This window comes from Corynebacterium sp. 13CS0277 (genome assembly GCF_002994655.1).
Lineage (GTDB): Bacteria > Actinomycetota > Actinomycetes > Mycobacteriales > Mycobacteriaceae > Corynebacterium.
Window position 1 is genome coordinate 1 of record NZ_PPDL01000013.1, and the last position, 26,269, is coordinate 26,269.

The following is a 26,269-nucleotide window of genomic DNA, read 5'->3' on the forward strand; positions in this document are numbered from 1 at the left end:
GACAACCTCGTTGAGGGGGTCGAACATGCGCGTGTCCTGCATGAATGGTGGCGGGTTCGGTATAATACCGAGCATCCGCACTCGTCGCTGGGCTACTTGCCCCCGAGTCGGTACGCGGCCCTTGTTCGGGCCGAGCATGAATCATCCGTAGCGAAGGCTTAAGTCGCCCGGGCCGAAAAACTAGGTCACTCCAGCCCCGCGTCCCGTGGAGGTGGCCGTGGCGAATGACAAGAAACTGCTCCGCCTCGGCGGTGCCGCAGTACTTTGTGCTGCGGCAGTTCTGGCCTGTGGCTGCGTGGCAGCCCCAACATCCAACCCCTCCGAGAATCCCAGTCCCGCAGCTGGCGACGTGGACTACGCGCGTCTTGCGACAGGATTCGACCCGACAGACCCAGAGTTCTCCCTGCTGAATCCGTGCACGCCAGCGCTGAAGGCGGTGTACGAACGCCTCGGGCTGACGATGACTCGGGAATTCTCGACCCCGACGACAGGCGAACCACGCCACGAGATGTGGACCTGCCTCGCCGACGACCCGGACCGCATGCTCGCCAACTACGAGATCACCGCAGAACCCTTCGACAAGCAGACGATCCAACGCAACAGCGACGTCTTCCGCCGCGACCTCGAGGCCCCGCGGATTCCGGGGACCTACCTGACCCACAACTACTCGATGAACCCGCACGAGGCCGACAGCAACTGCCAGGTCAACGTCGATACTCCCCGCGGACGCGTAGCCGTCAGCCACGAGAACTTGGGCGGTATCAAGGACTTCGAAGGCGAATGCGCCCTCGCCATCGAGTTCTTTCACGCGGTGTTCGACGACCCCGATTTTCTGCGCGCACTCTATGGCGACGCCATTCCCCTGAAACATCACTCCGCACAACAGGGAGGTGACGGCCGTGACGAATGACAAGAACCTGCGCCGGCTGGGCATGGTCGCCACGGCTGTCCTCACCGCCGTGACAGTGGGTGGCTGCGTGGTGCACCCGGGCGCGCCGGGCGCTATCGACCCAGTGTCGACTGCAGCACAGGAATCCCAGGGGCCCACGCACAACGGTGAATTCTGGGAGCAGGTGGACTACTCCAAGCTGGCCCATACATACGACTGGGCCGAGCCCGGATTCGAACTGTTCAACCCTTGTACGGACGAGCTCTACGAGGTGTACAGGAGCTACGGCATCGAGATGTACCGCCATTTCGATGTCCCGTTCCGGCGTGCACCGTGGCTCGTGAGCTCCACCTGCCGCAGTGACGACCCCGACCGCAGCATGAATGACTACGAGATCACGGTCGAACCCATCAACCGAGAAAACCTGCAGCAGAACACCACAGCATTCCGCAGCGATGTCGCGGGCGGAATTGTCCCGGGCGCGTACTTTGCGCACAACACCATCATCGACCCAGAGCAACGGGAGACGAATTGCCAAGTACGAGTCGATACCGTGCGAGGCACAGTAGCAGTTACTCACGCTTCGCTTCTCGACGAGGAGGACCTCGAACTGCACTGTGATCTCGCGCTTGAGCTGTTCGAGAGGCTCTTTCAGGACGAGGAGTTCCTGCGTGCACTCTATGGCGACGACCTTCCGATGAAGAATGACAAGAAAGGACCGCAATGACCACCATGAACCAGACGACGGCATCGAAGCGCACGGGCACGATGATGGCTGCTGCCCTGTGCACCGTGGCGCTGAGCCTGAGTGGCTGCGTCATGCCGCAGCCCGGGCACGAGTACCCCGACGAGCCTGCACCGCCGGCGAAGTACGCCGAGCCCGCAGCGAAGACGTGGGAAGACAAGAAACCTGAAGAATCTGCGGTGGACGCTGCAGGGGAGGAATCCCTCCACGATCCTGACTTCTGGGGGCGTGTCGCCTACGACAGGTTCTGGGGGCGCTTCAACCCCTACAAGCCGGAGAGCGAGACCTCCACGGTGTGCGTGGATGAGCTCAAAGACACCTACGCCAAGTACGGGCTGACCGAAACCCACCGCCACACCACGGACGTGCCTGACCAGCCCCTCTGGGCGTTCGATACTTGTACTTTTAGCTCGGCGAAGTACAAGGATGGCGAAGTCGTCATCGCGGTGGAACCCACCCACCAGGAAGTCATCGAGAAAGACGGCGCTCGCATCATCGGGCCGAGCGACCAGTCGCTCATCAAGCGGGGCTACATTTCCGAGGGCTACCTCATGGACCCCCAGGGCATCGAGACGACCTGCCAGTACAACATCGACACCACGCTGGGGCGGGTGTCCGTGGGCTACCGCTCAGCCAACGGCGCGCTTGAAGAGGATTGCGCCATCGCCGAAGAGCACTTCGTCAACCTCTTCAAGGACAAGGAGTTCCTCGACACCCTGTGGGGCTACCGGCTCCCGCTGAGCCGCCCGCTGAAGGAGGAATAAGCGGGCTGCGTGGGGATCACCCCGACGGGGGTAGTTTCAGTTTCGCCATAACGCCAGTTCATGAGCCGCTACGGGGGTGGCTAGCAAAAAATTTTCCAGCAGGGCGCACCACCGGGGTGGGGTGCTCGTGTCGGGACATATCAAGTCGGCAGATGTCTGCCCAGCTGCTTCCTGTTGCCGCCGCTCTTTTCGGCATGCAAAGGGGGAACAGCTATGGGCGCATCAACCACGCCGGGTGGCGTGGCGCCGACGAGACCCATTCACCAGTGGGGCCACTCTGCCCGAGTGACCCCACTGACCCGACAGCAAGGAGAAGAAACGATGGAAGGCTTCGGCATCCTCGTGAGCCGTCTGGAGACGGCAGAGAACAGGGCGACGGACGTGTACGCGAAGGTTGAAAGCCTGCGCGATAAGACGAAGAAGGGGGACTGGCTGGACGCGGCCAGTGCGACGGCGGTCCCCGGGCTTCAGGACTTGGTGAAGAACCACCAGTCCATCCTGGATGGCTCGGTGGGTTCCGCTTCTGCAGTTCTTACTACCTACCGCGACCAGCTCCGCTGGATGCGCGAGAACCTCAACGTCACGCACCGCAAATACCAGATGGCCGACAGCTCCTTCGCGAAGGCCCTCGGGGAGGACAGCATCGGCTGGAACGACACCGAGTACGACTCGCTGGAGTTCCCGGCCCGCCCTGCCGCCGTGTTTGAGGACTTCTCCTTCCCCCAGCCTGTGGCTGGGGGAGGAAGCCTCGACGAGTTGGCGGCCGCGTTCAGCGCCACCAACACTGGCGCCTTCGAAGGTATGGCGGCCGAGTGGCGGGATCTCGCCGCGGAGGCCAAGCAGGTCGCAAACGACATCTTCGACATCGTCAACCACATCGAGGGGGAGATGAGCGGCGAGATGATCGACAACGCAGTCGCCACGATCCGGGGCTTGGCCCAGTCGGGCCAGACCTTCGCCGACAATGCGACGACCATGTCCCGCTTCGCGGAGAACCTGGTGACCATTCACGCCTACGGATCCCGCATGATCGACGATGCGGTGGAGCAGGTGCAGGCTGTGGAGGACCCCGCTGAGGCCGCTGCCCTGGAGCAGCAGTTGTTGGCGGAGTTCACTTCTTCCTACACCACCGCCCTGGAGAGCGGGGTGCCCACCATCAGCAACTTGATGAGTGATGCGCCCCGCGCCCCAGGGGCGGCCGGGGATCCTGGTTCTGCTGTTGGCCGTGGCACGGGGGCAACGAGTCCCGCCCCGGGCAGCGGGCGGGAGACGATCCCGCGCGGCGGCCTCGGCGGTGGCACCCCAGCCCCTGGCGGGGCGGGCGCCGGGCACTCGGGCACCCCGGGGCAGGCAGGCCACCCGGCGGGTGCAGGTTCCGGGCAGCCAGGTGTGGCAGGCGGGGCCGCGCGCCGCGCCGCCACGGAGGCCGGCTTTGCCGGCGTACAAAACGCCCTCGATTCTCTCCGGGGGATTGGCTCCGGATCGCAGGGCACCGCCCTCGGGGAGGCGGGCACTCTGCCCGGCGTGGGCACGGGCGGAATGACAGGAACCCCGGGCCAGGTGGGCGGCGGCCAGCTGGGGGCAGGCCACCTCAGCGGGACGGGCACCGGCGGCGCGCTAAACGGTGGCAACCACCCCGGCACTGGTGGCCGCCCTGGCGGGATTGCCGGGCAGGGCTACTCCTACTCCCGCCAGCTCGCAGAGAAAGAAGGCGGCTACTTCCTCAACCGGGGCTACACCCGCTTCCAGCAGCCCCTGCCCCAACAACCCGGCCACACCGGGCGCAGCCCGGGACAACCCGGTGCCCCCAGCCCCCGGAGCATCACCGGCGGCGGCCGTCTCCCCGGTGCCAACCTGCCCCACCGTGGGGGCCTGCACGGCGGCACTGGGGGCGGCACAGGCAACCGGGGCGGCATCATCCCCGGCTACGGGCGGGGTGGCATCACCATCGGCGGTGGACACCACGTCGGCGGTGGTGGCGCGCCGGGCAGTGGGGGATACTCCGGCGGCTACGGCACACCCGGCCAGCACCCACACCCCGGGGGCCACGGCACCCCGGGCGGCGGCACGGACGGCCGCCTGCGCACACCCACCCCGCCGCCGGGAAGCACCCCACACCCGGGGGCCACGCCCGGCCACGCAGGCGAGGCAGGACACCACGGGCAGCGCGGCATGCCCCTGATGGGCGGGGCACCCATGGGTGCCGGCCGGGGCCGGCAGGAGAACCAGACGCCGAAGGCACGCACCGCCAACGACATCGAGAAAGACGACTTCCTGCGGGCCCTGCTGGGCAAGCCGATCCCGTGGACCAACCAGCACCTCGACTTCGGCAACCGCCCCGACACGGGCAGCCCCTACCGCTAGCCAACCTCGGCGAACCGACACCAGGCGCGGTCAGCGCCTGCTCCGCCGCACATCCGCACACGGCAGGCTCCACCCCAGGCCTGCTGCCGCAGGATGATGCGCGATGGGAGCTGGCCACCACTGGCCACCCTCCTGCAGCAGTACAGGCCCGCTCTCCTGGGGAAGCGCAGGCCCTCTGCGTCCCGCAGCAGCGGGGACAAGGCCCACCCCGGGGATGCTGGGCGCAGGAATAGGCTGGAATGCATGACTGACACCCACGCACCCCAGAGCGCTCCAGTGGACCTCGGGTTCGACACCCTCCCGTCGGAAGCCCGCACCGTCTACACCACAATCAGCCGCCGCAGGGACGTCCGCGCCGAATTCTCTGGGGAACGCCTCGACGAGAAACAGCTCCGCCGCATCCTCGCGGCGGCGCACGCAGCCCCCAGCGTCGGTAACTCCCAGCCCTGGGACTTCGTCATCATCCGCGACGACGAACGCCTCAAAGAGTTCGCCGCCCACGTCGCCACCCGCCGCCAAGCCTTCGCCGACTCCCTCCCGGAGGACCGCAAAGACGTCTTCAACCCCATCAAGATTGAAGGCATCGTCGAATCCGGCACCGGCATCGTCGTCACCTACGACCCCACCCGGGGCGGCCCCAACATCCTTGGTCGCCACACCATCGACGACACCGGACTTATGAGCGCAGTACTCGCCATCCAGAACCTGTGGCTCGCAGCCACCGTCGAAGGTTTAGGAGTGGGCTGGGTGAGCTTCTACGAAGAAGACTTCCTCAGCGACTTCATCGGCGCCACCCACCCCGTACGCCCCATTGCGTGGCTCTGCGTCGGACCTGTCACCCACCTGGAGGAGGTGCCGGACCTCGAGCGCTTCGGCTGGCGCGCCCGCCGCCCCCTGGACGACGCCATCCACGAGGACCGGCTGCGATAGGCGCACAAAGTTGCCGCACTCGTGGGACACCTTCCCACTGGGTGTGTCCTGGTGCGGTGCGCCTGTTTTGGGGAAGTGCTCGAAGGAGTGCCCACACCGGGGAAGCATGGTGGCCACTACACTGAGGTTTTATGACTACCCAGAGCCCTGCCACCCCGCCCGAGAACTTCTACGACATCGAGGTCACCCTCAACAACGGTGCTGAGACCACCATGGCCGACTGGCAGGGCCACCTTCTGCTCATCGTGAACACCGCCAGCGAATGCGGCCTCACGCCCCAGTACGAGGGACTGCAGAAGCTCTTCGAAGACTATGCCCACCGAGGCCTGTTCGTCATCGGCATGCCCTGCAACCAGTTCGGCAACCAGGAACCCGGTACCGACGAAGAGATCGCCGAGTTCTGCACCACCAACTTCGGCATCGGCTTCCCGCTTCTCGCCAAGGGGGACGTCAACGGAGACAACGCGCACCCGCTGTTCACCTTCCTCAAGCGGCACTCCGGGGGAGCAGACGTGGAGTGGAACTTCGAGAAGTTCCTCGTCAGCGAGAACGGCGAGGTCCTCGGCCGCTTCGCGCCGAAGACTGAGCTGGACGATGACGAGCTGCTGGACCTGGTGGAGGAGAACCTGCCGATTTAACCCAGGTGCCCCGGGGTGGGCGGCTTCGCCTGTCGTCGGGTTTCGGGGGACGTCACCACGTGTGTGGGAGCGGTCATAGTTTTCGGGTACTGTTTGCTGCGTTACGTAGGTGGCGTCTTCCTCGACCCCTGACAAGAAAGGCCGACCCATGAGTGATCGACCTCCCGTGAAAACTGGCCACAAGGGTGCCCTCCTGGGGGCCATCTTCCTGATGGCTACCTCGGCCATCGGGCCGGGCTTCCTCACGCAGACTGCGACTTTTACTGGGCAGTTGGGTGCCGCGTTCGCGTTCGCCATCCTAGCGAGCATCGTCATCGACATCGCTGTGCAGCTCAACGTGTGGCGCGTCGTTGGCATCTCGGGCATGCGTGCCGGTGAACTCGGCAACAGGGTGCTGCCGGGGCTGGGCTGGTTCCTGGCGGTCCTCATCTGCATCGGTGGCCTGGTGTTCAACATCGGCAATATCGCTGGTGCTGGCCTCGGATCGAATGCAGCCTCCGGGATTGATGTGAAGCTCGGCGGCGCGCTCACTGCTGGCGTCGCGATCATCTTCTTCTTGTTCAAGCAACTCGGTGCCGCGCTCGACAAGCTGCTCGTGTTCCTCGGCATCCTCATGATGCTGTTGACGTGTTACGTCGCGTTTGTCTCCCACCCGCCGGTGGGAGACGCTCTCCGGAACTCCGTTCTTCCCGAGACCGTTGACTGGCTCGTGATCACGACGCTCGTGGGCGGTACCGTCGGCGGTTACATCACCTACGCTGGCGCGCACCGCATGCTAGAGAGCGGCAAAACCGGTCCGGAAAATGTGAAGTCCGTGACCAATTCGTCCATCGTCGGCATTTTGCTGACCGGCGTGATGCGCGTGGTGCTGTTCCTCGCAGTCCTCGGTGTTGTCGCCGGGGGTGTGTCCCTTGCAACGGAGGGCAACCCGGCGGGTGCCGCATTCCAGTCTGCGGCGGGCGACCTCGGCTACCGCTTCTTTGGCATCGTGATGTGGGCGGCAGCGCTGTCCTCCGTCATCGGTGCCTCCTACACCTCCGCGAGCTTCCTCGTGGCAGGCCACGAGGATAAGAAGAAGCTGCAGAACATCATCACGATCGTGTTCATCGCAATCTCCTGTGGCGCGTACCTGCTTCTTGGCACGGCGCCGAAGGCACTCCTCGTGTTCGCTGGTGCCTTCAATGGCCTCGTGCTCCCGGTGGGCTTCACGATGATCCTCTTCATCGCAGCTTTCCGCTCCAAGGACTTGCTGCACGGCTACCGCTACCCGAAGTGGCTTATCGGCGTCGGCGTCGTCGCGATGGTGATCGCGTGGTTCCTCGCCTACAAGGCGGCGATTCCGATGTTCGAACTCCTGCAGGCCTAAACCTATGTAAAGACTGCGCGGTGCAGATGCCCCGCGCAGTCTTCTTTTCTCTTCCAAGATAAGGACAAGAATGACCCTCCTTCTGAACTGTGACCTCGGTGAAAGCTTCGGCAATTACAGCATCGGCGCGGATGACGCGATTCTGCCGCTGATCGATCAGGCAAACGTCGCCTGTGGGTTCCACGCCGGCGACGCGCGCGTCATGGATCTCACCTGCGCGCGGGCGGCCGAGCTTGGGATCCAGATTGGTGCCCACGTCGGGTACCGCGACTTGGCAGGTTTCGGCCGTCGGTACATCGACTATGTGCCGGCGGAGCTGACTGCCGAGGTGATTTACCAGATTGGCGCGCTGCAGGCGATGGCTAAGTCCCACGGCGCTGCGGTGACTTACGTGAAGCCGCACGGTGCGCTCTACAACACGATTGCGCAGGGCGGGCCGCAAGCGGAGGCAGTCATCGAAGGCATTCTTCGCGCCGACGAGAACCTCACGCTGATGGGCCTAGCTGGCAGCCCGATCCTCGAGCTCGCGCAGTCGCGTGGCCTGTCGACCTTTGCCGAGGCATTTGCCGATCGCGCCTACACCAAGGACGGCACGCTTTCTTCGCGGCGCTTGGAAGGCTCCGTGCTCAATGAGGAGGATGGCGTGAAGCAGGCACTGGCTATTGCTGCCGGGACTCCGTTCCGCACCATCGAGGGTGAGGAGATCGTGCTGCAGGCTGACTCGTTGTGCGTCCACGGCGATTCGCCCGAGGCGCTCGCCATGGTGCGTAGCATCCGGGCCGCGCTGTAGCCTGAACGTCGGATAAACAGCTGTACGCATGTGAAGCCGCCCAGCAGAATCGTGGGCGGCTTCGTGAGCGTGATCGTGTAAGGATGGGCCAAGGAACGTGAGAATCCAGCCGATGGGCGATCGCGCCCTCATCATCGATGTGGGGGAGGACGACGCCGCAGCCTGGGGGCACGATCGCGTCATCGACGCAGTGCTGCACGTCAGTGCGGTCATTCGTCAGCATGCGCCTGCAGGTGTGCTGGAACTTGTGCCGGCAGCGCAGACCGTGTTGGTCACCATCGACGCAGCAGGCGGTGACCCGAAGGCGATCCACCGTGACCTCGAGCAACTGCTGGAAACCCCTGACCGTGCGGCAACTGGCGCAGGGGCAGGGGATGTGGCGCACCACGAGATTCCCGTGCGCTACGAAGGGGACGACTTGGCGGATGTTGCCGAGCATTACGGTGTGAGCGTCGAGGCTCTCGTCGCCCGCCATACGGAGACCCAGTGGACTGCCGCCTTCGGCGGTTTCGCTCCGGGCTTCGCGTATTTGGTGTGTGACGACCCCTGGTGGAACACGCCACGGCGTAGCCAACCCCGCCCCAATATCCCACAAGGCTCGGTGGCGCTGGCCGGTACCTACTCCGGCGTCTACCCGCAGCAGTCGCCCGGCGGCTGGCAAATTCTGGGGTTCACCGACACTCTCATGTTTGATGTCGAACGGGAACAGCCGAACCTCATCGCCGTCGGCGACACGATTCGCTTCATCGATCTGCAGGCCGGGAAGTAGGGGAGGAGCTTTCGTCATGACGCAGCTCAATGACACAGCATCGGTTGCCGCCTCCCGCGCGGTGTTCACCGTGACGGCCACCGGCCCGCAGGCTCTGTTCCAGGATCGTGGCCGCCCGGGGCATGCCTCGACCGGCATTAGTGCCTCTGGGCACTTCGACCGGATGTCGGCGGCCCGCGCGAATCATGCGCTTGGCAACAGCCTTGACGCGCCGCTCATTGAGTGCTTCTTTGGCGGCCTGGAACTCGAGGTCCACCAGCCGACGTACATCATCGCGACGGGCGTGCTGGCGCCCATCACGATCACCCAGCCCGATGGTGTGGTGCGGACCCGCACCACGAATGATGTTCTCCGCCTCCAGCCCGGCGATCATGTGCGTATCGGGCAGCCGGAGTTCGGCCTGCGCGCCTACGTGGCAGTGCGCGGTGGCTTCGATGCACCTCGCATCATCGGTAGTGCCTCCCGCGACGTCTTGAGCGGCCTCGGCCCCGCACCGCTGGCCGTGGGCGACACATTGGGCGCGGACACGACGGGCGCCTTCATCGAAGACCCCGACTGGCTGCCGATCATCGACCACCTCGTCCCGCTGTGGCGTCCCACCCGCACGCACACGCTGGAGGTCATCCCGGGGCCGCGCGACTACTGGTTCACGACCGAATCGATTCTCAACCTCTTCTCGCAGACGTTCACCGTCAACAGCAGCTCCAACCGCATTGGCGTCCGTCTCGATGCGGAGAAGCCCCTCGAGCGTCGCCCCGAGATGGTCGGCCAGGAGCTCGCCAGTGAAGGCATGGTGCGTGGCTGCATCCAGGTGCCCCCGGACGGCAACCCCGTCCTGTTCGGCCCCGATCACCCCGTGACGGGTGGATACCCAGTCATCGGCGTGCTGTCCTCCTCGAGTAGTGATCGCTGCGCACAGCTCGCCCCGGGCGATAGCGTGCGCTTCGCCCCGGTCCCGTCCCGGCCGAGCCGCTAACCCCTCGGTCGCAGCTGCTTGGTCGCGTAGTTCGTCGCGATAATTTCCATCGTCCCCGTCCGGCCCGAGCCCTTCGAATTAATCGAACGGCGCGCGGTCGTGACGTGGAGGTTGTAGCCCTCGTAGAGGTCGCGAATCAGCGGGGTGTCATGGTTGGTCATCATGACGGAGCAGCCGCGCGCATCCAGTTCGCGGTACAACTCCGACAGGCGGACGTGGTCCTCGTAGTCGAAGCCCTGCTTCGTGTAATCCGTGAACGAGTCCGCCTTGAGCGGCGCGTAGGGCGAATCCAGGAAGACGAAGTCCCCGGCACCGGCGTTCGTGAGCGAGTCCTCGAAGTCACCGGTCGTGATGGCCACGTTCTCCAGAGCCTGCGCGGCAGCGTAGATGTTGTCGATGTCCATCGACGGGCGCGAGGATCCGTTAAAGGGAACGTTGAATAGGCCGCTGCGATTTACCCGGTAGAGCCCATTAAAGCAGCGATGATTGATAACCATGAACAGGGCCGCATTCTCCACGTCGAAAATGCTCCGCCCCAGGCCCACATTGAACCGCGCACGCAGCTCCAAGTAGTAGCTCTTCTGGGCCTCTAGTCCAGCGCGCGGCGTGTCCGCTTCGATGTCGAGGACCCGCTCAACGAACTCAGCGGTGTTGTCCCGGATGACCGTAAACAGGTTGGTCACCGCAGGGTTGATGTCGTTGAGGTACGCCCGCTCCGGCTTGAGGTCGAAGAAGACTGCCGCCGCCCCCATGAACGGCTCGTAGTAGTCGCGGTACTGTGGCGGGAACAGCTTCCGGAGCTCCGGCAGGAGCTGCCGCTTGCCACCCGCCCACTTGATGAAGGGCTTCGCCTCCACCAGAGCAGTGTGGTGAACAGTCAGGCTCACTGGGAAAACTCCTTGGACGTGCGCTGACTGTGTCAGCGAATGGTTACAGCGTTCATGAAATGCGGAAGCCGCGTGGGGGATCCCGCGCGCGGCTCAACTGGATGACGTCGTATTCCTCAACAGGCTACCGGTTCGGGCAGACTCCGTGGAATCCGCTGCTCGGCGTTCAGCTCGACCAATGTCGGCAAAATTCCGTCCGCGCTGGTCAGATCGATGAATTTCCGATTGCGATCTCCAGTGCGATTTTCGGCACGGTTCTAAGATGGGACCCACTCGCTGCGGTCGCCCGCAGCCGATCGACATCCGCCCGACGAGAGGAACGCGCACATGGCCGCTGCGGCAACGAGATCAGGTGCAAAGAGTAAGGTCGCCCAGGAACTGCGGGCCATGGAGCCAGAGCTACGCCAGCTGCTGAGAGGGAAGTACGCCAAAAAGAACCTGCGCGAGTTGGATCTGGGATGGCTGAAGCTGTTTCGGGACAACGACTACATGGCGCAGATTCGTGAACATGGCTTCTTCCGCATCACCCCCGTGGAGATCAAAGACGGGTGCGGTCTTGAGCCGCGCCTGATGTCGAAGCACGACTACACCTCGGCGCAGCCGGTCATCTTTCAACAGGAAGGGCTGTCCATCCTGCCGCTGTCGCGGCGCGAATATGTCGTCGCGCGCTGCTCCACGTTCCACCCGCTGCCCAAGGTCAAAGAGCTCGCGCCGAAGTATGTCGACGTGCCGCGGGGCATTGAGTCCCTCGACTTCACGGATCTCACGAGTGAGGCGGTGGCCCTGAGCGCGGCGAGCCTCGCCGGCGTCTTCGAAGACTTCATCAATGAGGGCGAACTCAAGCAGACCCTCGCTGGCCGCATGAAAACGACCGACCTCAACATCCAGCTCCACGTGGGCGTCGAAGACGAACCCCCGGCGGCGATGGCGGATCTCCTGGAGGTTGCCGCCCAGTCCCCCAACGTCGACGTCGCACTCCCTGTGCGGCCTGTCGCGTTCGACGTCGTCAACGCGCAGATGGAGATTGACGCCGGCTTCGAGGGCGACTCCGTCGTGGTGCTCGTCGAGGCGAAAAACAAGCTGCCCGACGACTTCAACATCCGCCAGGTCTACTACCCCTACTTGCGCTTCCGACAGCAGGTTAGGAAGCCTGTCCGCAACGTCTACATGACCTACGTCAGTGGCGTGTTCACCCTCTACGAGTTCACCTTCGAGGATGACCACAGCATGCAGACCATCAAGGATGGGCACTCGAGGCAGTACATCCTGCGCAGCAAGCCGCTGACCCGCGAAGAGCTGCAGGAGATCGCGAGCGGCATCACCCCGCGCGCCGCGCGGAAAGACGTCCCCTTCCCGCAGGCCGACATCTTCGACCGCGTGGTCCGTCTCGCTGAAGAAATTCAGGAAAGCGACGAGGGCTACATCGACATCGCGACGATCGCTGCCACCCAGGGCTTCGTTGAACGCCAAGTGGCCTACTACGTGGATGCTGGCCGCTACATTGGGTTGTTCAACAAGGGCTCCGGGCGTCTCACCCTCACCGACGAGGGAGAGAAGATTATGAAGACCAACGAGCCCACCGAGCGTCACCTCGCACTGAGCCGGATGATCTTGAGCGATGAGATCTTCAACGCGGCCTACCTCCTCGGCAAGGAGCCGGGCCGGCAGTCGACTGCTAACGTCGCCGCGCTCATCGACGAAAAGCTCGGGTTGGCTGAGAGCACGTGCCACCGCCGTGCCCAGACGGTGCTCCGCTGGGTGAACTGGATCAACCGCATGATCGAGAGCTGACCGTCAGACGTCCCTCAACGCGCAAGGCTCAGCCCCACCACCTCTCACGAGGCGTGGGGCTGAGCCTGTTGTGCGGTACCGGGACGGGGCGTGCCCGCTAGGTGTCTGCCCTGTGGCCGGTCCGGTGGTGGTTTTAAGAGCTCAATCCCGAGGAGCCGAAGAGCTTCTCCAGGCTGCCGAGCCCACTGCCCGCGTCGCCGGAACCGACGAAGTCCTGGATCTTGGTGCCCAGGTCCCGGTCGTCAGTGACCAACCCGCAGACAACAGCCTGCGTCGCCCAGATGCGGTCGGCTCGGTCGGTGAGTCGCTTGTACTCGGCCTGCTCGCTGGGAGTGGCGGTCTTCAGCGGCCGGTAGTAGATGCTGAGGTTGTCGAGGAACCCGGTGTAGGTCTTGTTTTTCACCGGCTTGAGCTGGGACTTCAAGAAGTCACAGGTCGGCGCAGGCCCAGCGACATCCTTACGGAGTTCTTCGAGTGCGCGCGCATCCGTGGCGCTGAGCGCCATAGCGGGGTTCGCGCTCACACCCAGCGCGAGGGCGGTGAGGACGCTTGCGGTGAGCAGGCGTAGGGGACGGTGGTGCATGGGGTGCTCCTTACTTGGGGCAGGGGGTAGGGGCCACTGGTGGTGAGAGTGTCTCACCTGTGCGGCAGCGCGTTGGGGGAGACGTTGAGCGACACGATAGATTGCACGCTCAGCGACACGAGCCGTGCGGCCTCCAGGGAGGACGCTGTGATCGTGTACGCAGTTCAGTTTAGGAACTCAGGCCGGAGGAACCGAAGAGCTTCTCCAGGCTGCCCAGCCCATTGCCGGCATCCCCGGAGCCGACGAAGCCCTGCAGCTTCGCGCCCAGATCGCGATCATCGGCGGCACCGCACTCCACGGCACGCTGCGCCTTGGCGGTCGCCAGGCGCTGGGCCAGCGAGTCCCACGCTGCCTGCTCCTGCGCGGTGGCCTTCGGGTTCAGCTTGATCCGATTGCCGCGCAGGGACTCTTCGTAGATCTTGGTGTACGTGGTCACGCCCTTGAGGTTGCCGCCGCTGCCGAACTGGTGGCAGGTGAACCTCTTCGTGATCGTGATGCCGTCCTCCATGTAACTCATCCGCTTCTTCTCAGACGGGGTGAGCGACGCTTCAGCGGTCGGGAGGTTGGTTGCTGCGGTAGCGATGACGAGCGCTGCGGCTGCCAGGGCGCGGGTGGCGCGGCGGGAGGGGAACAACATGAGATCAGGGTCCTTTTCTACTGCCTCGGTGGTACCAGGCCCACACCAACACATGCGGGTGGGTGGTGGGATAGAGCCCAGCCTAGAGTGAGTACGCCACCCCACAGTAGGAAAAGCCCAGGTCGCATGATTTGTGTGAGATTGTTCGCCCCCATTTAGGGGTATGCGCCCCCGCCGGTGGATACCCCCAGGCGGGATGCCTGCGGTGTCGCTGGGCCGACAGCTGAAGGCTCTCGGCCATACCTGGCGGCCGGCGGCGACGCCCGGCATCTGGCGGCGACCCATAGGTGCCGATGACGGCTCACTCCGGGCGGCCACAGCCAGGGCAGCACGCAGCCCCGCTCCCCACGTGCTCTGGCGGCGCGCACACGCCAGGTGCGGGCGTGTGTCCGGGCAGTGCCGGGAATAGCGCGTGGTGTGGGGGCGGGGCTGGGTGGTGGGCTCAGTATGCTTGGCCTGTGCGTTGCGACGTGCCGTCGCAGATGTCGCTGGTTTAGGCCTCGTGCAGGTTACGGCCCTGCTGCTGCGGATCCACCTTGAGGACTGCGGCCAGGCTGATGAGCGACATGACGAGAATGTAGACACCAATCGACAGGGAGCTGCCCGTCGCGTCGAGGAGGAATTGGGCAATCGTGGCGGCGAAAGCACCACCGATGATGGAGCCCAACGCATACCCAATGGAGACACCCGACAGGCGCACCTGGGCGGGGAACATCTCCGCGTAGAGCGCCGACTGGGGTCCGTACGTGGAGCCCATAATCAGCCCAAGGATGATCGCCGCGAGGCCGAAGACGAGCACATTGGCGGTATCGATCATGATCCACATGGGGATGGCAAACACCGCGGAGGCCACGTACCCGAGGACGAACATGCGGCGGCGGCCAATGGTGTCCGACATTGCGCCGAAGCTGAGGGTGCCGATAATCCACGACACCGCACCTGCGGCAGTGATTGCCAGCGCCGTGGAGCGTTCCATCCCGAGGACCTTGGTGGCGTAGGAGGCGAAAAACGCAATCGCGAGATAACCAGCGGCATTCACACCAGCGAAGATGAGCGCCGACAGCAGCACCGGGGTCTTGTGCTCCTTGAGCAGGGTGGATAAGGGGGCGGTTTCCTCCGACTGGATCTTCTGCAACTCGTGGAACACGGGCGACTCTTCCACCATGTGGCGGATGAACAACCCAATGCCAATCATCACCACGGAGGACACGAAGGGCACACGCCAGCCCCAGGCCTCAAACTGCTCCTGGGTGGTCGATTTGGTGAGGATCAGCATGAAGATCGTGGCGAGCAACATGCCCGCCGGCACACCCACCTGAGGGAAGGCGCCAAAGTATCCGCGGCGGCTCTTCGGGGCGTGCTCCACCGCCATAAGCGCGGCACCACCCCACTCGCCGCCCGCGGAGAACCCCTGCAGCACCCGCAGCAGCACCAGGATGATGGGGGCCGCCATGCCGATGGCGGCATAGTTCGGCAACAGGCCCATCGCGACGGTGGCCCCACCCATGCCGAACAGGGTGAGGGTGAGAACCACCTTGCGGCCGAAGCGGTCACCCATGTGGCCCGCAATGATTGCCCCTAGGGGGCGGAAGAGGAAGGAGATGCCGATGGACGCCCAGGAGATGATCTGCGCCAAGGCGGGGCTGTTGTTGCCTGCCGGGTTGAAGTACTGGGCGCCGAAGATGAGGCCGGCGGCCTGGGCGTAGATGAAGAAGTCGAACCATTCGATGGTGGTGCCGACCATGCTGCCGGCGAGCACCCGGCGGTGCTCCTTCGTCATCGGCGCACCAGAAGCAGCAGGCGCGCCGGCGGGAGGACCGCCAGTGTTTGCGGTGTGGGTGGGCGGCGGGCTGTGGCTGGGGGAGGAAGTCATGGGGGAGCCTTTCGTTGGGTCGGGCGAGAAGGGAGCGGGCGCGGGACGCACCAGCAACCGCCGGTCCTTGCGCGGTGAGGGGCCTGTCGGGCCGCATTCGCCGGCGCAGTCCGGGGCTGCGGACATACGAAGTCTGGGGTCAGCACACGAGGAGTTGGGAAGGTCACGGTCCACTGGTTGCCATGGGGGAGCGCACTGACAGCGGCCCCGGGCCCGCCGGGGGAGGAGGAAGCCCTGGGCGGGCCGGGGCGGCGTCAGCTGCAAGCGCGTGCTGCGATGAAGGAGTGCGGCACCGGATGCGGGTGCCGCGCGGGTGCCCAATTCCGATCCACCACGCCCAGCAGCCAAGGGGTGCTGCTGGGGTGTCTAGCGGTGGAACGGAACCCCGCGGCGCGGCAAGGCTGTCACCTCACAGCGGGACAGTGTGTGGCTGCCCCGGTTGCGGGCTCAGTGACGTGCTGCCGCATGAAACGCCCCGTGCCGCACTCCCCAGCCCGCATGGCCTTTGTCGTACTGCCGCAGACATGAGGCTGTGGCCGCCGGCCTTCACGCAGAAGTGTGAAGTCATGTGCGCACAGGTCCGAGGACACGGCGTCATGTCGCAGGCCATGGGGGCAGGGGAGCGCGGCCGCTGAAAAAGGGCGCTAGCTGGGGCCGGAAAGCCCCAGTGGGGGAAGAGAAAGAGAGGGACGAGAGAGGAGAGAAGAGAAAGAGGGGGTGTGCCGCCCCGCCGGAGGAAAGAGGCCGGCGGGGCGGGCTCCCCGCGGCGGCGGGGTGCCGCGGGCGGCAGAGAGTTAGTCCTTGGGGCGGTTGTCGACCAGGCGCTGGGCTTTGCCCTCACCGCAGTTGACTTCGTCGCGGACATCCACGTCGACGGTGATGCCGATGCGGTTCTTGATCTGCTTCTTCAGGTGGTGGCGGGCCGACTCGCGTTCCTCCACGGTGCGGTTCGGGGCGACCTCCACCGCGATGGTGAGGTTGTCCATGCGGCCCTTGCGGTCGAGGATGCACTGGAAGCGGGGGCGCAGCGTCGGGTCCTCGAGGATGAGCTCCTCAAACTGGGAGGGGAAGCAGTTGACGCCCCGGAGGATGATCATGTCGTCGTTGCGGTCCCGGATGCGCGCCAGGCGGCGCATGCTGCGGGCCGTGCCCGGCAGCAGCTTCGTCACATCGTGTGTGCGGTAGCGCACCACGGGGAACGCTTCCTTCGTCAGCGGGGTGATGACGAGTTCGCCTTCCTCCCCGTCGGGCAGCGGCTCCAGGGTCTCGGGGTCGACGATCTCGGGGTAGAAGTGGTCTTCCCAGATCGTCAGCCCGTCCTTGGTTTCCACGCACTCCTGCGCCACGCCGGGGCCCATGATCTCCGAGAGGCCGTAAATGTCGGTGGCGTCGATCCCGAGGCCGCTTTCCAGCTCCCCGCGCATCGACTCCGACCAGGGCTCCGCGCCGAAAATACCCACCCGCAGGGAGGTATCCGCCGGGTCCATGCCCTCGGCCTTCATGCGGTCCAAGATGTTGAGCATGTAGCTCGGGGTCGCCATGATCGCATCGGGCTGGAAGTCGCGGATGATCTGCACCTGGCGTTCCGTCATGCCCCCGGAGGTGGGGATGGCGGTCGCCCCGAGCTTCTCCACGCCGTAGTGGGCGCCCAGGCCGCCGGTGAACAGGCCGTAGCCGAAGGCCACCTGCACCTTGTCGCCGGGGCGCACGCCGCCCGCCCGCAGGGAGCGGGCCACGAGGTCCGCCCACGTTTCAATGTCGTTGCGGGTGTAGCCCACCACCGTCGGCAGGCCCGTCGTGCCCGAGGAGGCGTGGATGCGCACCAGCTGGTTCTTGCCCACGGCGAACATGCCGAAGGGGTACTCGGCGCGCAGGTCCTTCTTCTCCGTGAAGGGGAAGTGGCGCAGGTCCGCCAGCTCCTTGAAGTCGTCCGGGTGGACGCCCTTCTCGTCGAAGGCGCGCCGGTAGTGCGGCACGTTGAAGTACGCGTGGCGGAGCGTGTTCTTCATCCGGGCGGTCTGCAGGGCGGTGATCTCGTCGCGGGAGGCGAACTCGATGCCGGTCTCCGGGCCGTGGTGGGAGGAGGAGATGTCGTACGGGGAAGTCATGAGGTGGAAGTCACTCCTTGGGCGAAAGTGAAGAATCAATCGGAAAGGGGGAAACAACCCCGCCCCACAAGGTGAGGCGAGGCCGCGCCAACCCACACCAACTGGGTGCCTGCGTGTAATCGCCCTCATCGCGTGAGGGGCAGGCGGCGGCGGAGACATCACGGAAGTGAAGAAGACCAGGTAGACGGCGGAGAATACGTGAAGAAGAGTGCGTGGTGTCTTTAGCGCCGGGGCCGGTGGTTGGGTGGGGTGGACGTTAACCCCGGGGCGTCCACCGGGCAGCTGCCCCGAGCGCCGGCAGGCCCGGAATGTCGCGTGGGCCGTGAAGCGCTGGTTGTGGGTGGGCTGCCGGTGGTGTTCGAGGGCACCGGGGTGGCGTCCGAGGCGCAGGGTGCGTTGCCAAGGAAGACGCTCGAGCAGGTGACGGTCTGGGCGGAACGTGCGGGTGGTGACGTTGTGTGCCTGGCCGTCAACCAGAAGAGAGCTAACTAACCGCTCGGTTAGCGTGGTGACCACCATAACTCATGACTGTGGAGCGCGTCACCGCGAGTTGCGGGCCGGGTCACGTTAGCGAGGCTGTGCAGAATCTTCGCAAACATTGCAGTGTGGGGACATTCGCCCCCTCGGCCTGGAGAAAATGACATGTAGCACCACTGCTACTCATGGGAAAAGCTGCGAAGAAAAAGGTAAAAATTTTTCCTCGCCCCCTACCCCCGCAGCTACCCCCGATCTGCGTGAATGTGGCAGGGTTGCGAGCCTGCCGCAGGTGTTCCCCTCCTGTCGGAGGTGGTCCACGACGGAAATATGCTCCCGTGCGGCGCAGGGTGCTTAGGCAGACTCGGTGATCATGCCGTGGAAAAACATGTCCTCCACCATGTTTGCCATGTCCTCGGGCGACTTCGGCCCTGTGGGGGAGTACCACTCCACCAGGGAATTAATGCAGCCGAACAGCAGGCGTGCCCCCACTGCGGGGTCAATGCCCGGGTTGAGGATGCCGTCCTCTGCGCATGCCCGGAGGATGTTCTCCGTGTAGTCGGTGTATGCCCGCCGCTTGTCCATGGCGGCCTGTTCGGCGGGGGTGTTGCCCCGCAAGCGAAGAAGGAGCGTCACGTTCGTGGGCTGCTCACACAGCGCCATGGTGGTGCCTCGCGCAAGTAGGCGAAGCTTGTGCTCTGCGGAGGTGCCGTGCTCCTCGCAGTCGGCAATCACCTGGTCGAGCAGGGCCAACGCTGCATCGATCGCGGTGATGAGCAGCTCCTCCTTGGAGGACACGTGGTGGTAGAGCGCCGCCTTGGTGACGTTCATGGACGCGGCGATCGCCCCGACGGAGGTTGCCTCGTATCCGTTGCGAATGAAGAGCTCGATGGCGTGCGCGATCACATCGTCCCGGGTGTAGTCGCCGCCGACGCGGCGGCCACGAGTGGACGGAGTGCGCGTGGTGGTGCGGGAGGGGGACTGTTGCTTAGACACGGCACTGAATCTAGCACTGCCTGGTTCTCTCTCGTGTCGGTGGCGAGGTGGGGGCCGAGGTATCCTGCCTGGCTTTTTGTGTGTCGGTGGCGGCGATCCTTCACCCCCATATGTGGGCGATGTCATGAGATGTCGTGCCACTCGCCGCTTCATCTTCTCGGGTGAGTGCCGATGTGGTGCGTCAATGACAGTGGCGGGAGTGTGTGCCTGTCGCGGTGTGGGTGTTGGGGGTGATGGCGCGTGGAGTTTGTGGGGCGGCGTTGTGTGGCTGTTCAGTGCTGTCGGACGAGGGGGTCGACTGTCGGTGGCGGGGTGCGGGGGTGGGTTGCTGTGTCGTGGTGTGGCTGGTGAGGGGGCTTTATGGGGGTGGTTCGCAGAAAAAATGTGGCGGGGAGCGCAAAAGCGCTTGACGGGCGTCACATTTTCGCGCTACGCTGACTAAACGTTCGGTAAGTTGGTCGCGCAACATACCGGGCCTGCGTTGCCAGCCTTTCTCTTCCCCCTTCCGCGCCGCCCAGCTGCAAACCCTGCTTGGCCAAGCCCCGATTCCCTAGGCGACCCACCCTCCGTCGCCTCCCCGCCCCGACTTCGCTCCCTCTCTTCTTCCCCCCCGCACAGTTCATCCCACCCCGCCGCAGCGCGACGGGGTCGGGATTTCACCCACCCCGAAGGACACCGATATGGCTACGAACGACGACCAGATCGCCGACCTGCGGACCTCAGGCGACGACGCCGAGGCTGGCGCCCAGGCCTTTGAGCGCATCATCAGCGAGGACTCCCGCGTGGAGCCCACCGACTGGATGCCTGAGGGCTACCGCAAGACGCTCACCCGCCAGGTCTCCCAGCACGCCCACTCCGAGATCATCGGCATGCAGCCCGAAGCCAACTGGATCACCCGCGCGCCCAGCCTCAAGCGGAAAGCCATCCTCATGGCCAAGGTGCAGGACGAAGCCGGCCACGGCCTCTACCTGTACTCCGCGGCCGAAACGCTGGGCACCGACCGCGACGAACTCGTCGACCAGTTGCTCAGCGGGCGGGCGAAGTACTCCTCCATCTTCAACTACCCCGCCCGCACCTGGGCCGACATCGGTGCCATCGGCTGGCTCGTCGACGGCGCCGCCATCTGCAACCAGGTGCCCCTGTGCCGCGCCTCCTACGGGCCCTATGCCCGCAGCATGGTGCGCATCTGCAAGGAAGAATCCTTCCACCAGCGCCAAGGCTGGGAGATCCTCTACGAACTCTCCCACGGCACCCCCGCCCAGAAGCAGATGGCGCAGGAAGCCATCAACCGCTTCTACGGGCCCGCCCTGCAGATGTTCGGCCCGCCGGACGACGACTCCCCGAACTCGAAGCAGTCGATGGAGTGGAACATCAAGCGCTTCTCCAACGACGAGCTCCGCCAGCGCTTCGTCGACATGATCGTCCCCCAGGCCGAAGCCCTCGGACTGCACTTCGAAGACCCCGATCTCAAGTGGAACGAAGAGCGCGGCCACTACGACTTCGGCGAACTCGACTGGTCCGAATTCAAAGCCGTCATCTCCGGGGCAGGGCCCTGCAACGTCCAGCGCATGCAGCGCCGCCGCCAAGCCTTCGACGACGGCGCTTGGGTGCGGGAGGCGGCCGCCGCCTATGCGGAGAAAACCGCTGCCACCGCCGCCGACTCCCACCTCATGAGCGCCTAACAAAGCCCCCTCGTTTTCCCTCCTCACCCAAGGAACACACATGAGCACCAACACCTGGCCCCTGTGGGAAGTTTTCGTCCGCTCCTCCCGCGGCCTGTCCCACGTCCACGCCGGCTCCCTCCACGCCCCCGACGCCGCCATGGCGCTGCGCAACGCCCGCGACCTCTACACCCGCCGCAACGAAGGCACCAGCGTGTGGGTGGTGCCCGCGGACGCCATCACCTCCTCCGACCCGGACTCCAAGGGCGGGTTCTTCGAATCCGCCCAGGGCAAGGACTACCGGCACGCCACCTACTACGCCAAGAGCGAAGGGGTGAAGCACCTGTGAGCATCACCACCACCGATACCGCCACCCGCCAATCCCGCGGCGAGGCCATTACCCCCGAAGACGTCGCCGCCTCCGGGGCAGTCGCGCCCGAGGCCGTGGCCGCCTACGCGCTCACCCTCGGCGACGACGCGCTCATGCTCGCGCAGCGACTCGGCTGGTGGGTGTCCCGCGCGCCCGAAATGGAAGAAGACATCGCGCTGGCGAACATCGCCCTCGATCTCGTCGGCCACGCCCGCTTCTTTCTCACCTACGCCGGTACCGCCTGGGGGAAGACCGAAGACGACCTGGCGTACTTCCGCGACGAGGAAGAGTTCCGCTCCACCCGGCTGGTGGAGCAGGACAATGGTGACTTCGCGCAGACCATTGCCCGCCAGTTCTACTACTCCTACTACGCCTACGGGCTGTACAGCCGCCTGCAGCACAGCAGCGACGCCACCCTGGCGGCCATCGCCGCGAAGGCCGTCAAGGAACTCGAATACCACGTCGACCACTGCTCCCAGTGGCTGCTGCGCCTCGGGCACGGCACGGAAGAGTCCCGCCGCCGCATGAACGACGGGCTGTACTACCTGTGGCCCTACCTCGACGAACTCTTCGAAGACCTGGACGTGCACACTGCCCTCCCCGAGGGGGTGGGAGTGCTTCCCAGCAGCCTCAAGGAGGAGTACCTCGCGCGCATCACCCACATGATCCGCGAGGCCGGCCTCGAGCTGCCGGAGGTGCCCCAGGCCCGCAGCGGCCACCGCACCGGCTGCTACTCGGAGCAGCGCGGCTACATCCTCGCCGAAATGCAGGTGCTGGCCCGCAAGCACCCCGGCGCCACCTGGTAGCACCCACGGGAGGTACCCCATGACAACCACCCCACCCGGCTTCCAGCCCATCCCCCTCGACAGCACCTGGCCGGCCCGGCCCCCGGTGAACACCACCCACCCGCTGCGGCCCACCGACCCGCAGCTGGCCGACCTGTGGGACACCGCGGCGCGGGTCGCCGACCCCGAAATCCCCGTGATCTCCATCGCCGACCTCGGCATCCTCCGCGCGGTGCGTTTCGACTACACCACCCCCGTCATCACGATCACGCCCACCTACTCCGGCTGCCCCGCCATGGGCACCATCGCCGGCGAAATCGTCGACGAATGCTTGGAGTCCGGCTACATCGGCGCCCGCGTCGAGGTCAGCCTCACGCCCGCCTGGACGACCGACTGGATGACCGAGGTGGGGCGGGAGCAGCTCGCCGCCTACGGCATCGCCCCACCCCAGCCCACCGCGGCACCCACAGGGCCCATCCCGATCGCGATCGGCACCCGCCCGGAGGTCGCCTGCCCGCGCTGCGGGTCGACGGACACCACCACCCTTGCCCGCTTCGGCTCCACCAGCTGCAAAGCGCTCTACCAGTGCCGCAGCTGCCACGAGCCCTTCGACTACTTTAAGGCCCACTAATGACCACGACAGGCACCCAGCGCAAAGTCCATTTTGAGCCGCTCACCGTCAGTCGCCTGCGCCGGCTCACGCCCGACTCCGTGGAAGTCACCTTCCACGTGCCGGAAGACCTCCACGAGCAGTACAACTACATCCCCGGCCAGTACGTCGCCCTGCGCGCCACCATCGACGGCCAGGAGGTGCGCCGCTCCTACAGCCTGTGCGACCGGCCCGGGCCGGGCATCCTGCGCGTCGCGGTGAAGAAAACCCCCGGCGGGGTGTTCTCCACGTGGGTGAACGACACCCTCGAAGAGGGCATGACCATCGACGTGATGAACCCGCAGGGGGCGTTTACCTCCAAGGTGCACGTCACCGGCATGAACGACCCCGAGAAAGTCGCCCAGGACGCGGGCGCCGGTGCCACCCTCGTGGCGTTCGCCGCGGGCAGCGGCATTACCCCGATGATGGCGATCGCCCGGGCGGTGCTCGCCCACGACGACGACAGCACCTTCGAACTCGTCTACGCCAACAAGGGCGCCGGCGACGTCATGTTCGCCGAAGAGATCGGCGACCTCAAAGACGCCTACCCCACCCGCTTTGCCGTGCACCACGTGCTCTCCCGGGAATCCCGCGTCAACCCCCTGTTCTCCGGGCGGATCGATGAGGAGAAACTCACCCTTCTCCTCGACCGGGTTATCGGCAGCCCCGCAGACGTCGACGAATGGTTGCTGTGCGGGCCTTTCCAGCTGGTGCAGCTGTGCCGCGACATCCTCGCCGAGCGGGGCGTCGCACCCGAGGCCATCCGCTACGAGCTGTTCAGCACCGGCACGGAGAACTCCCAGCCGCAAGCCCGCGACGTGGAGATCGTCGACGGCGAGGACACCATCACCATCGCCTACACCCTCGACGGGCTGTCCGGCAGCATCGAATCCCCCGTGAGCGCCCACGAAACCATCCTTAATGCGGCGCTGCGCAGCCGACCCGATGTGCCCTTCGCCTGCGCGGGCGGGGTGTGCGGCACCTGCCGCGCCAAAGTCATCGAGGGCGAGTACGAGATGGACGAAAACTACGCCCTCGAACCCGAGGAAGTCGCCCAAGGTTACGTGCTCACCTGCCAAACCCGCGCCACCGGCGACAGCATCGTCGTCGACTACGACGCCTAAAACCCCTTCTTTCTCTTCTGAGGAGTCTCCCCGTGAGCATGATCGACTTCACTACCACTGACGGCGTCGCCGAGGTGGTGCTCAACAACCCGCAGGCGATGAACGCACTCGACCCGCAGGCGCTCGCCGACCTCGATGCCGCCTATGCGGAGGCCACCCGGCTCGCAGCCGAGGGCACCGTCCGGGCGCTCATCCTGCGCGGCGAAGGCCGCGGCTTCTGCGCCGGCCGCAACATCGCTGGCCTCAACCCCGCGGACGACGACGCCACCTACTACCTCGACCAGGTGGTCACCCCGGTGCTGAAGAACATGACCCAGGTGCCGGTGCCCACCTTCGCCGCCGTGCAGGGTGCTTGCCTGGGGGTCGGCTTGGGCCTGGCGATCGCCACCGACATCGTCTACGTCGCCGACACCGCGAAAATCGGCTCCCCCTTCGCCAACTTAGGCGCCACCCTCGACTCGGGCGGGCACTTCCTGTTTGCAGAGCGCCTCGGCGCGCACCGCGCCATGGACCTCATCGTCACCGGCGAGCTCATGAGCGGCGCGGATGCCGTGCGCGCGGGGTTGTTCTCCCGGAGCGTGCCCGCCGACGAGCTGCTGGAGTTCACCCGCGCCAAGGCCCAGGCCGCCGCCCGCGGCGCGACACTGGCGTTTCGGGCGAGCCGGGAACAGATCCGGCTCATCCGGGAGCAAGGGCTCGGCCTGTGGGAATCCATCGCCCGGGAGAACATCGCCCAGGGCGAGCTGTGCGCCAGCGCCGACTACCACGAAGGTTTCGCCGCCTTCAACGCCAAACGGCCGCCCGTTTTCCACGGCCGCTAATTTTTCTTCTTTTTCATCGACCCCGCGCCGCGCGCGAGGAAGGAACACGCGTGATGAGTACCCCAGCGTATCTGGTCAGTGCCCGCCGCACCCCCGTCGGCCGCTACGGCGGCGCCCTGTCCACCGTCCGCCCCGACGACCTCGCAGCGATTGCTGTGCGCGCCGCCGTCGAGGACGCCGGCATCCCCCCGGAGGCCGTCGATGAAGTCATCCTCGGCAACGCCAACGGGGCGGGGGAGGAAAACCGCAACGTGGCCCGCATGGCGTGGCTGCTCGCAGGATTCCCCGACACCGTCCCCGGTATGACCGTCAACCGCCTGTGCGCCTCCGGGATGTCGGCGATCGCGCTCGCCGAGGCGATGGTGTCTTCCGGGCAGGCCGACATCGTCGTCGCCGGCGGGGTGGAATCCATGAGCCGCGCCCCCTGGGTCATGGCGAAGCCCGAGACCCCGTTCGCGAAGCCGGGGGAGGTCTTCGACACCTCCATCGGGTGGCGCTTCGTCAACCCCACCTTCGCGCACAAGGACAAAATGACCTACTCCATGCCGGAGACCGCGGAAGAAGTGGCCCGCGTCTGCGGCATTAGCCGCGAGGCCGCCGACCGCTTCGCGGTCGCCTCCCAGCGCAAAGCTATCGAGGCGATTGCGGCCGGGCATTTCGCCCAAGAAATCGTGCCGGTGGTGGTCCGCGACCGCAAGGGGCGGGAGACGATCGTCGACACGGACGAGGGGCCGCGCGCCGGCACCACCGAGGAGGTCCTGGCCCGCCTGCGGCCCGTCGTCGCCGGCGGGGAGGTCGTCACCGCCGGCAATGCGAGCTCCCTCAACGACGGCGCGTCCGCCGTGGTCGTGGCCTCCGAGGCCGCGATCGAGAAATACGGGCTCACCCCCCGCGCCCGGATTGTTGCCGCCGCCGCCGCGGGCCTCGCCCCGGAGGTCATGGGGTTGGGCCCCGTCCCCGCGACGAAGAAAGCCCTGGAGCGCGCCGGCTGGGACACCGACTCCCTCGACGCCGTCGAACTCAACGAGGCGTTTGCCACCCAGTCGCTGGCCTGCATTGAGCAGCTGGGGCTCGATCCCGACATCGTCAACACCTGGGGTGGGGCGATCGCCCTCGGGCACCCGCTGGGCTCCAGCGGCTGCCGCATCACCGTCACACTCCTCCACCGGCTGGAAGCCACAGGTGCCACCCGGGGCCTGGCCACCATGTGCGTCGGTGTCGGCCAGGGCACCGCCCTGCTCCTCGAGCGCGTCGACAAGGAGGAGCAGTCGTGACTGAT

At 65.7% G+C, this 26,269-nt stretch carries 26 protein-coding genes; 20 read left to right on the forward strand and 6 right to left on the reverse strand.

Features of this window, described 5'->3' with window-relative positions; all coding sequences use genetic code 11:
* The 11 genes from C1Y63_RS06745 to C1Y63_RS06795 all read left to right on the forward strand — a co-directional run.
* Positions 1–162 (forward strand): integrase core domain-containing protein (locus tag C1Y63_RS06745; protein ID WP_146128889.1); only part of this gene is annotated, 162 nt, incomplete at its 5' end.
* A 55-nt stretch (positions 163–217) separates the two neighbouring features.
* On the forward strand, positions 218–910 hold the full coding sequence (locus C1Y63_RS12510; RefSeq protein ID WP_146128890.1) for a hypothetical protein: 693 nt from the start codon (positions 218–220) through the stop codon (positions 908–910).
* Positions 900–1,616: a hypothetical protein gene (locus C1Y63_RS06755; RefSeq protein ID WP_106015712.1), complete on the forward strand. Its 717-nt coding sequence runs from the start codon at positions 900–902 to the stop codon at positions 1,614–1,616. The genes C1Y63_RS12510 and C1Y63_RS06755 overlap by 11 nt, the downstream gene beginning before the upstream one ends.
* Positions 1,613–2,398, forward strand: coding sequence for a hypothetical protein (locus C1Y63_RS06760; protein WP_106015713.1), 786 nt, complete (start codon positions 1,613–1,615; stop codon positions 2,396–2,398). The genes C1Y63_RS06755 and C1Y63_RS06760 overlap by 4 nt, the downstream gene beginning before the upstream one ends.
* Before the next feature lie 321 nt (positions 2,399–2,719).
* Positions 2,720–4,762, forward strand: coding sequence for a hypothetical protein (locus C1Y63_RS06765; protein WP_106015714.1), 2,043 nt, complete (start codon positions 2,720–2,722; stop codon positions 4,760–4,762).
* A gap of 243 nt (positions 4,763–5,005) precedes the next feature.
* Positions 5,006–5,692, forward strand: coding sequence for a 5,6-dimethylbenzimidazole synthase (gene bluB, locus C1Y63_RS06770; protein ID WP_106015715.1), 687 nt, complete (start codon positions 5,006–5,008; stop codon positions 5,690–5,692).
* Between the two features lie 131 nt (positions 5,693–5,823).
* The gene (locus tag C1Y63_RS06775; protein ID WP_106015716.1) at positions 5,824–6,330 is read left to right on the forward strand and encodes a glutathione peroxidase; all 507 of its coding nucleotides are present in this window, start codon (positions 5,824–5,826) and stop codon (positions 6,328–6,330) included.
* Positions 6,331–6,478: 148 nt separating this feature from the next.
* Complete coding sequence (locus C1Y63_RS06780) at positions 6,479–7,696, forward strand: NRAMP family divalent metal transporter (RefSeq protein WP_199189077.1); 1,218 nt, start codon at positions 6,479–6,481, stop codon at positions 7,694–7,696.
* 70 nt (positions 7,697–7,766) lie between these two features.
* The gene (locus C1Y63_RS06785; protein WP_106015717.1) at positions 7,767–8,486 is read left to right on the forward strand and encodes a LamB/YcsF family protein; all 720 of its coding nucleotides are present in this window, start codon (positions 7,767–7,769) and stop codon (positions 8,484–8,486) included.
* Positions 8,487–8,583: 97 nt separating this feature from the next.
* Positions 8,584–9,255 carry an allophanate hydrolase subunit 1 gene (locus tag C1Y63_RS06790; RefSeq protein ID WP_233195624.1) on the forward strand — a complete coding sequence of 224 codons (672 nt, stop codon included), beginning with the start codon at positions 8,584–8,586 and terminating at the stop codon, positions 9,253–9,255.
* 16 nt (positions 9,256–9,271) lie between these two features.
* The gene (locus C1Y63_RS06795; RefSeq protein WP_106015719.1) at positions 9,272–10,231 is read left to right on the forward strand and encodes a biotin-dependent carboxyltransferase family protein; all 960 of its coding nucleotides are present in this window, start codon (positions 9,272–9,274) and stop codon (positions 10,229–10,231) included.
* On the opposite strand, the gene C1Y63_RS06800 is transcribed toward C1Y63_RS06795, so the two are convergent.
* Positions 10,228–11,118, reverse strand: a complete 891-nt coding sequence (locus C1Y63_RS06800) for a DNA adenine methylase (RefSeq protein ID WP_199189078.1) — start codon at positions 11,116–11,118, stop codon at positions 10,228–10,230. The genes C1Y63_RS06795 and C1Y63_RS06800 overlap by 4 nt on opposite strands.
* 327 nt (positions 11,119–11,445) lie before the next feature.
* Here C1Y63_RS06800 and C1Y63_RS06805 point away from each other — a divergent pair, with 327 nt between their 5' ends.
* Complete coding sequence (locus C1Y63_RS06805; RefSeq protein WP_146128891.1) at positions 11,446–12,909, forward strand: hypothetical protein; 1,464 nt, start codon at positions 11,446–11,448, stop codon at positions 12,907–12,909.
* A gap of 133 nt (positions 12,910–13,042) precedes the next feature.
* On the opposite strand, the gene C1Y63_RS06810 is transcribed toward C1Y63_RS06805, so the two are convergent.
* The 4 genes from C1Y63_RS06810 to paaK all read right to left on the reverse strand — a co-directional run bounded on the left by C1Y63_RS06810 (position 13,043) and on the right by paaK (position 18,110).
* Entirely contained in the window at positions 13,043–13,492 is a 450-nt protein-coding gene (locus C1Y63_RS06810) for a hypothetical protein (RefSeq protein WP_106015721.1), read from the reverse strand.
* Between the two features lie 169 nt (positions 13,493–13,661).
* On the reverse strand, positions 13,662–14,129 hold the full coding sequence (locus tag C1Y63_RS06815) for a hypothetical protein (RefSeq protein ID WP_106015722.1): 468 nt from the start codon (positions 14,127–14,129) through the stop codon (positions 13,662–13,664).
* Positions 14,130–14,622: 493 nt separating this feature from the next.
* Positions 14,623–15,909: an MFS transporter gene (locus C1Y63_RS06820; RefSeq protein ID WP_233195630.1), complete on the reverse strand. Its 1,287-nt coding sequence runs from the start codon at positions 15,907–15,909 to the stop codon at positions 14,623–14,625.
* An 887-nt stretch (positions 15,910–16,796) separates the two neighbouring features.
* Positions 16,797–18,110: a phenylacetate--CoA ligase PaaK gene (paaK, locus tag C1Y63_RS06825; RefSeq protein WP_106015724.1), complete on the reverse strand. Its 1,314-nt coding sequence runs from the start codon at positions 18,108–18,110 to the stop codon at positions 16,797–16,799.
* 315 nt (positions 18,111–18,425) lie between these two features.
* On the opposite strand from paaK, the gene C1Y63_RS12690 reads away from it, so the two are divergent.
* Positions 18,426–18,602: a hypothetical protein gene (locus tag C1Y63_RS12690; RefSeq protein WP_158256109.1), complete on the forward strand. Its 177-nt coding sequence runs from the start codon at positions 18,426–18,428 to the stop codon at positions 18,600–18,602.
* 336 nt (positions 18,603–18,938) lie between these two features.
* Here the strand turns inward: C1Y63_RS12690 and C1Y63_RS06830 are convergent, their stop codons facing one another.
* On the reverse strand, positions 18,939–19,580 hold the full coding sequence (locus tag C1Y63_RS06830; protein WP_158256110.1) for a TetR/AcrR family transcriptional regulator: 642 nt from the start codon (positions 19,578–19,580) through the stop codon (positions 18,939–18,941).
* Positions 19,581–20,260: 680 nt separating this feature from the next.
* Between C1Y63_RS06830 and paaA the strand changes: the two genes are divergently transcribed.
* Genes paaA through C1Y63_RS06865 form a run of 7 tightly spaced genes read left to right on the forward strand, consistent with a single transcriptional unit; the run spans position 20,261 to position 26,264 of the window.
* Positions 20,261–21,262: a 1,2-phenylacetyl-CoA epoxidase subunit PaaA gene (gene paaA, locus C1Y63_RS06835; RefSeq protein WP_106015726.1), complete on the forward strand. Its 1,002-nt coding sequence runs from the start codon at positions 20,261–20,263 to the stop codon at positions 21,260–21,262.
* A gap of 40 nt (positions 21,263–21,302) precedes the next feature.
* Positions 21,303–21,590, forward strand: coding sequence for a 1,2-phenylacetyl-CoA epoxidase subunit PaaB (gene paaB / locus C1Y63_RS06840; protein WP_106015727.1), 288 nt, complete (start codon positions 21,303–21,305; stop codon positions 21,588–21,590).
* Positions 21,587–22,417, forward strand: a complete 831-nt coding sequence (gene paaC, locus C1Y63_RS06845) for a 1,2-phenylacetyl-CoA epoxidase subunit PaaC (protein ID WP_106015728.1) — start codon at positions 21,587–21,589, stop codon at positions 22,415–22,417. Before paaB ends, paaC begins: the two co-directional genes overlap by 4 nt.
* A 19-nt stretch (positions 22,418–22,436) precedes the next feature.
* Entirely contained in the window at positions 22,437–23,027 is a 591-nt protein-coding gene (gene paaD / locus C1Y63_RS06850; protein ID WP_199189079.1) for a 1,2-phenylacetyl-CoA epoxidase subunit PaaD, read from the forward strand.
* On the forward strand, positions 23,027–24,169 hold the full coding sequence (gene paaE, locus C1Y63_RS06855; protein ID WP_106015729.1) for a 1,2-phenylacetyl-CoA epoxidase subunit PaaE: 1,143 nt from the start codon (positions 23,027–23,029) through the stop codon (positions 24,167–24,169). The genes paaD and paaE overlap by 1 nt, the downstream gene beginning before the upstream one ends.
* 38 nt (positions 24,170–24,207) lie before the next feature.
* Complete coding sequence (locus tag C1Y63_RS06860; RefSeq protein WP_106015730.1) at positions 24,208–24,990, forward strand: enoyl-CoA hydratase/isomerase family protein; 783 nt, start codon at positions 24,208–24,210, stop codon at positions 24,988–24,990.
* A gap of 53 nt (positions 24,991–25,043) precedes the next feature.
* Positions 25,044–26,264 (forward strand): thiolase family protein, encoded by a 1,221-nt coding sequence (locus C1Y63_RS06865; RefSeq protein ID WP_106015731.1) that lies wholly within the window; start codon positions 25,044–25,046, stop codon positions 26,262–26,264.
* Positions 26,265–26,269 lie beyond the last annotated feature (5 nt).

What these genes read in the sequence shown, in the direction of transcription:
- C1Y63_RS06810 (WP_106015721.1), bottom strand. Translation starts at nt 13,492, where the DNA reads ATGCACCACCGTCCCCTACGCCTGCTCACCGCAAGCGTCCTCACCGCC.
- C1Y63_RS06765 (WP_106015714.1), top strand. Translation starts at nt 2,720, where the DNA reads ATGGAAGGCTTCGGCATCCTCGTGAGCCGTCTGGAGACGGCAGAGAAC.
- paaB (WP_106015727.1), top strand. Translation starts at nt 21,303, where the DNA reads ATGAGCACCAACACCTGGCCCCTGTGGGAAGTTTTCGTCCGCTCCTCC.
- C1Y63_RS06760 (WP_106015713.1), top strand. Translation starts at nt 1,613, where the DNA reads ATGACCACCATGAACCAGACGACGGCATCGAAGCGCACGGGCACGATG.
- C1Y63_RS06780 (WP_199189077.1), top strand. Translation starts at nt 6,479, where the DNA reads ATGAGTGATCGACCTCCCGTGAAAACTGGCCACAAGGGTGCCCTCCTG.
- C1Y63_RS06795 (WP_106015719.1), top strand. Translation starts at nt 9,272, where the DNA reads ATGACGCAGCTCAATGACACAGCATCGGTTGCCGCCTCCCGCGCGGTG.
- paaK (WP_106015724.1), bottom strand. Translation starts at nt 18,110, where the DNA reads ATGACTTCCCCGTACGACATCTCCTCCTCCCACCACGGCCCGGAGACC.
- C1Y63_RS06860 (WP_106015730.1), top strand. Translation starts at nt 24,208, where the DNA reads ATGATCGACTTCACTACCACTGACGGCGTCGCCGAGGTGGTGCTCAAC.
- C1Y63_RS06820 (WP_233195630.1), bottom strand. Translation starts at nt 15,909, where the DNA reads ATGACGAAGGAGCACCGCCGGGTGCTCGCCGGCAGCATGGTCGGCACC.
- C1Y63_RS06775 (WP_106015716.1), top strand. Translation starts at nt 5,824, where the DNA reads ATGACTACCCAGAGCCCTGCCACCCCGCCCGAGAACTTCTACGACATC.
- paaD (WP_199189079.1), top strand. Translation starts at nt 22,437, where the DNA reads ATGACAACCACCCCACCCGGCTTCCAGCCCATCCCCCTCGACAGCACC.
- C1Y63_RS06785 (WP_106015717.1), top strand. Translation starts at nt 7,767, where the DNA reads ATGACCCTCCTTCTGAACTGTGACCTCGGTGAAAGCTTCGGCAATTAC.
- bluB (WP_106015715.1), top strand. Translation starts at nt 5,006, where the DNA reads ATGACTGACACCCACGCACCCCAGAGCGCTCCAGTGGACCTCGGGTTC.
- paaA (WP_106015726.1), top strand. Translation starts at nt 20,261, where the DNA reads ATGGCTACGAACGACGACCAGATCGCCGACCTGCGGACCTCAGGCGAC.
- C1Y63_RS06815 (WP_106015722.1), bottom strand. Translation starts at nt 14,129, where the DNA reads ATGTTGTTCCCCTCCCGCCGCGCCACCCGCGCCCTGGCAGCCGCAGCG.
- C1Y63_RS06865 (WP_106015731.1), top strand. Translation starts at nt 25,044, where the DNA reads ATGAGTACCCCAGCGTATCTGGTCAGTGCCCGCCGCACCCCCGTCGGC.
- paaE (WP_106015729.1), top strand. Translation starts at nt 23,027, where the DNA reads ATGACCACGACAGGCACCCAGCGCAAAGTCCATTTTGAGCCGCTCACC.
- C1Y63_RS06805 (WP_146128891.1), top strand. Translation starts at nt 11,446, where the DNA reads ATGGCCGCTGCGGCAACGAGATCAGGTGCAAAGAGTAAGGTCGCCCAG.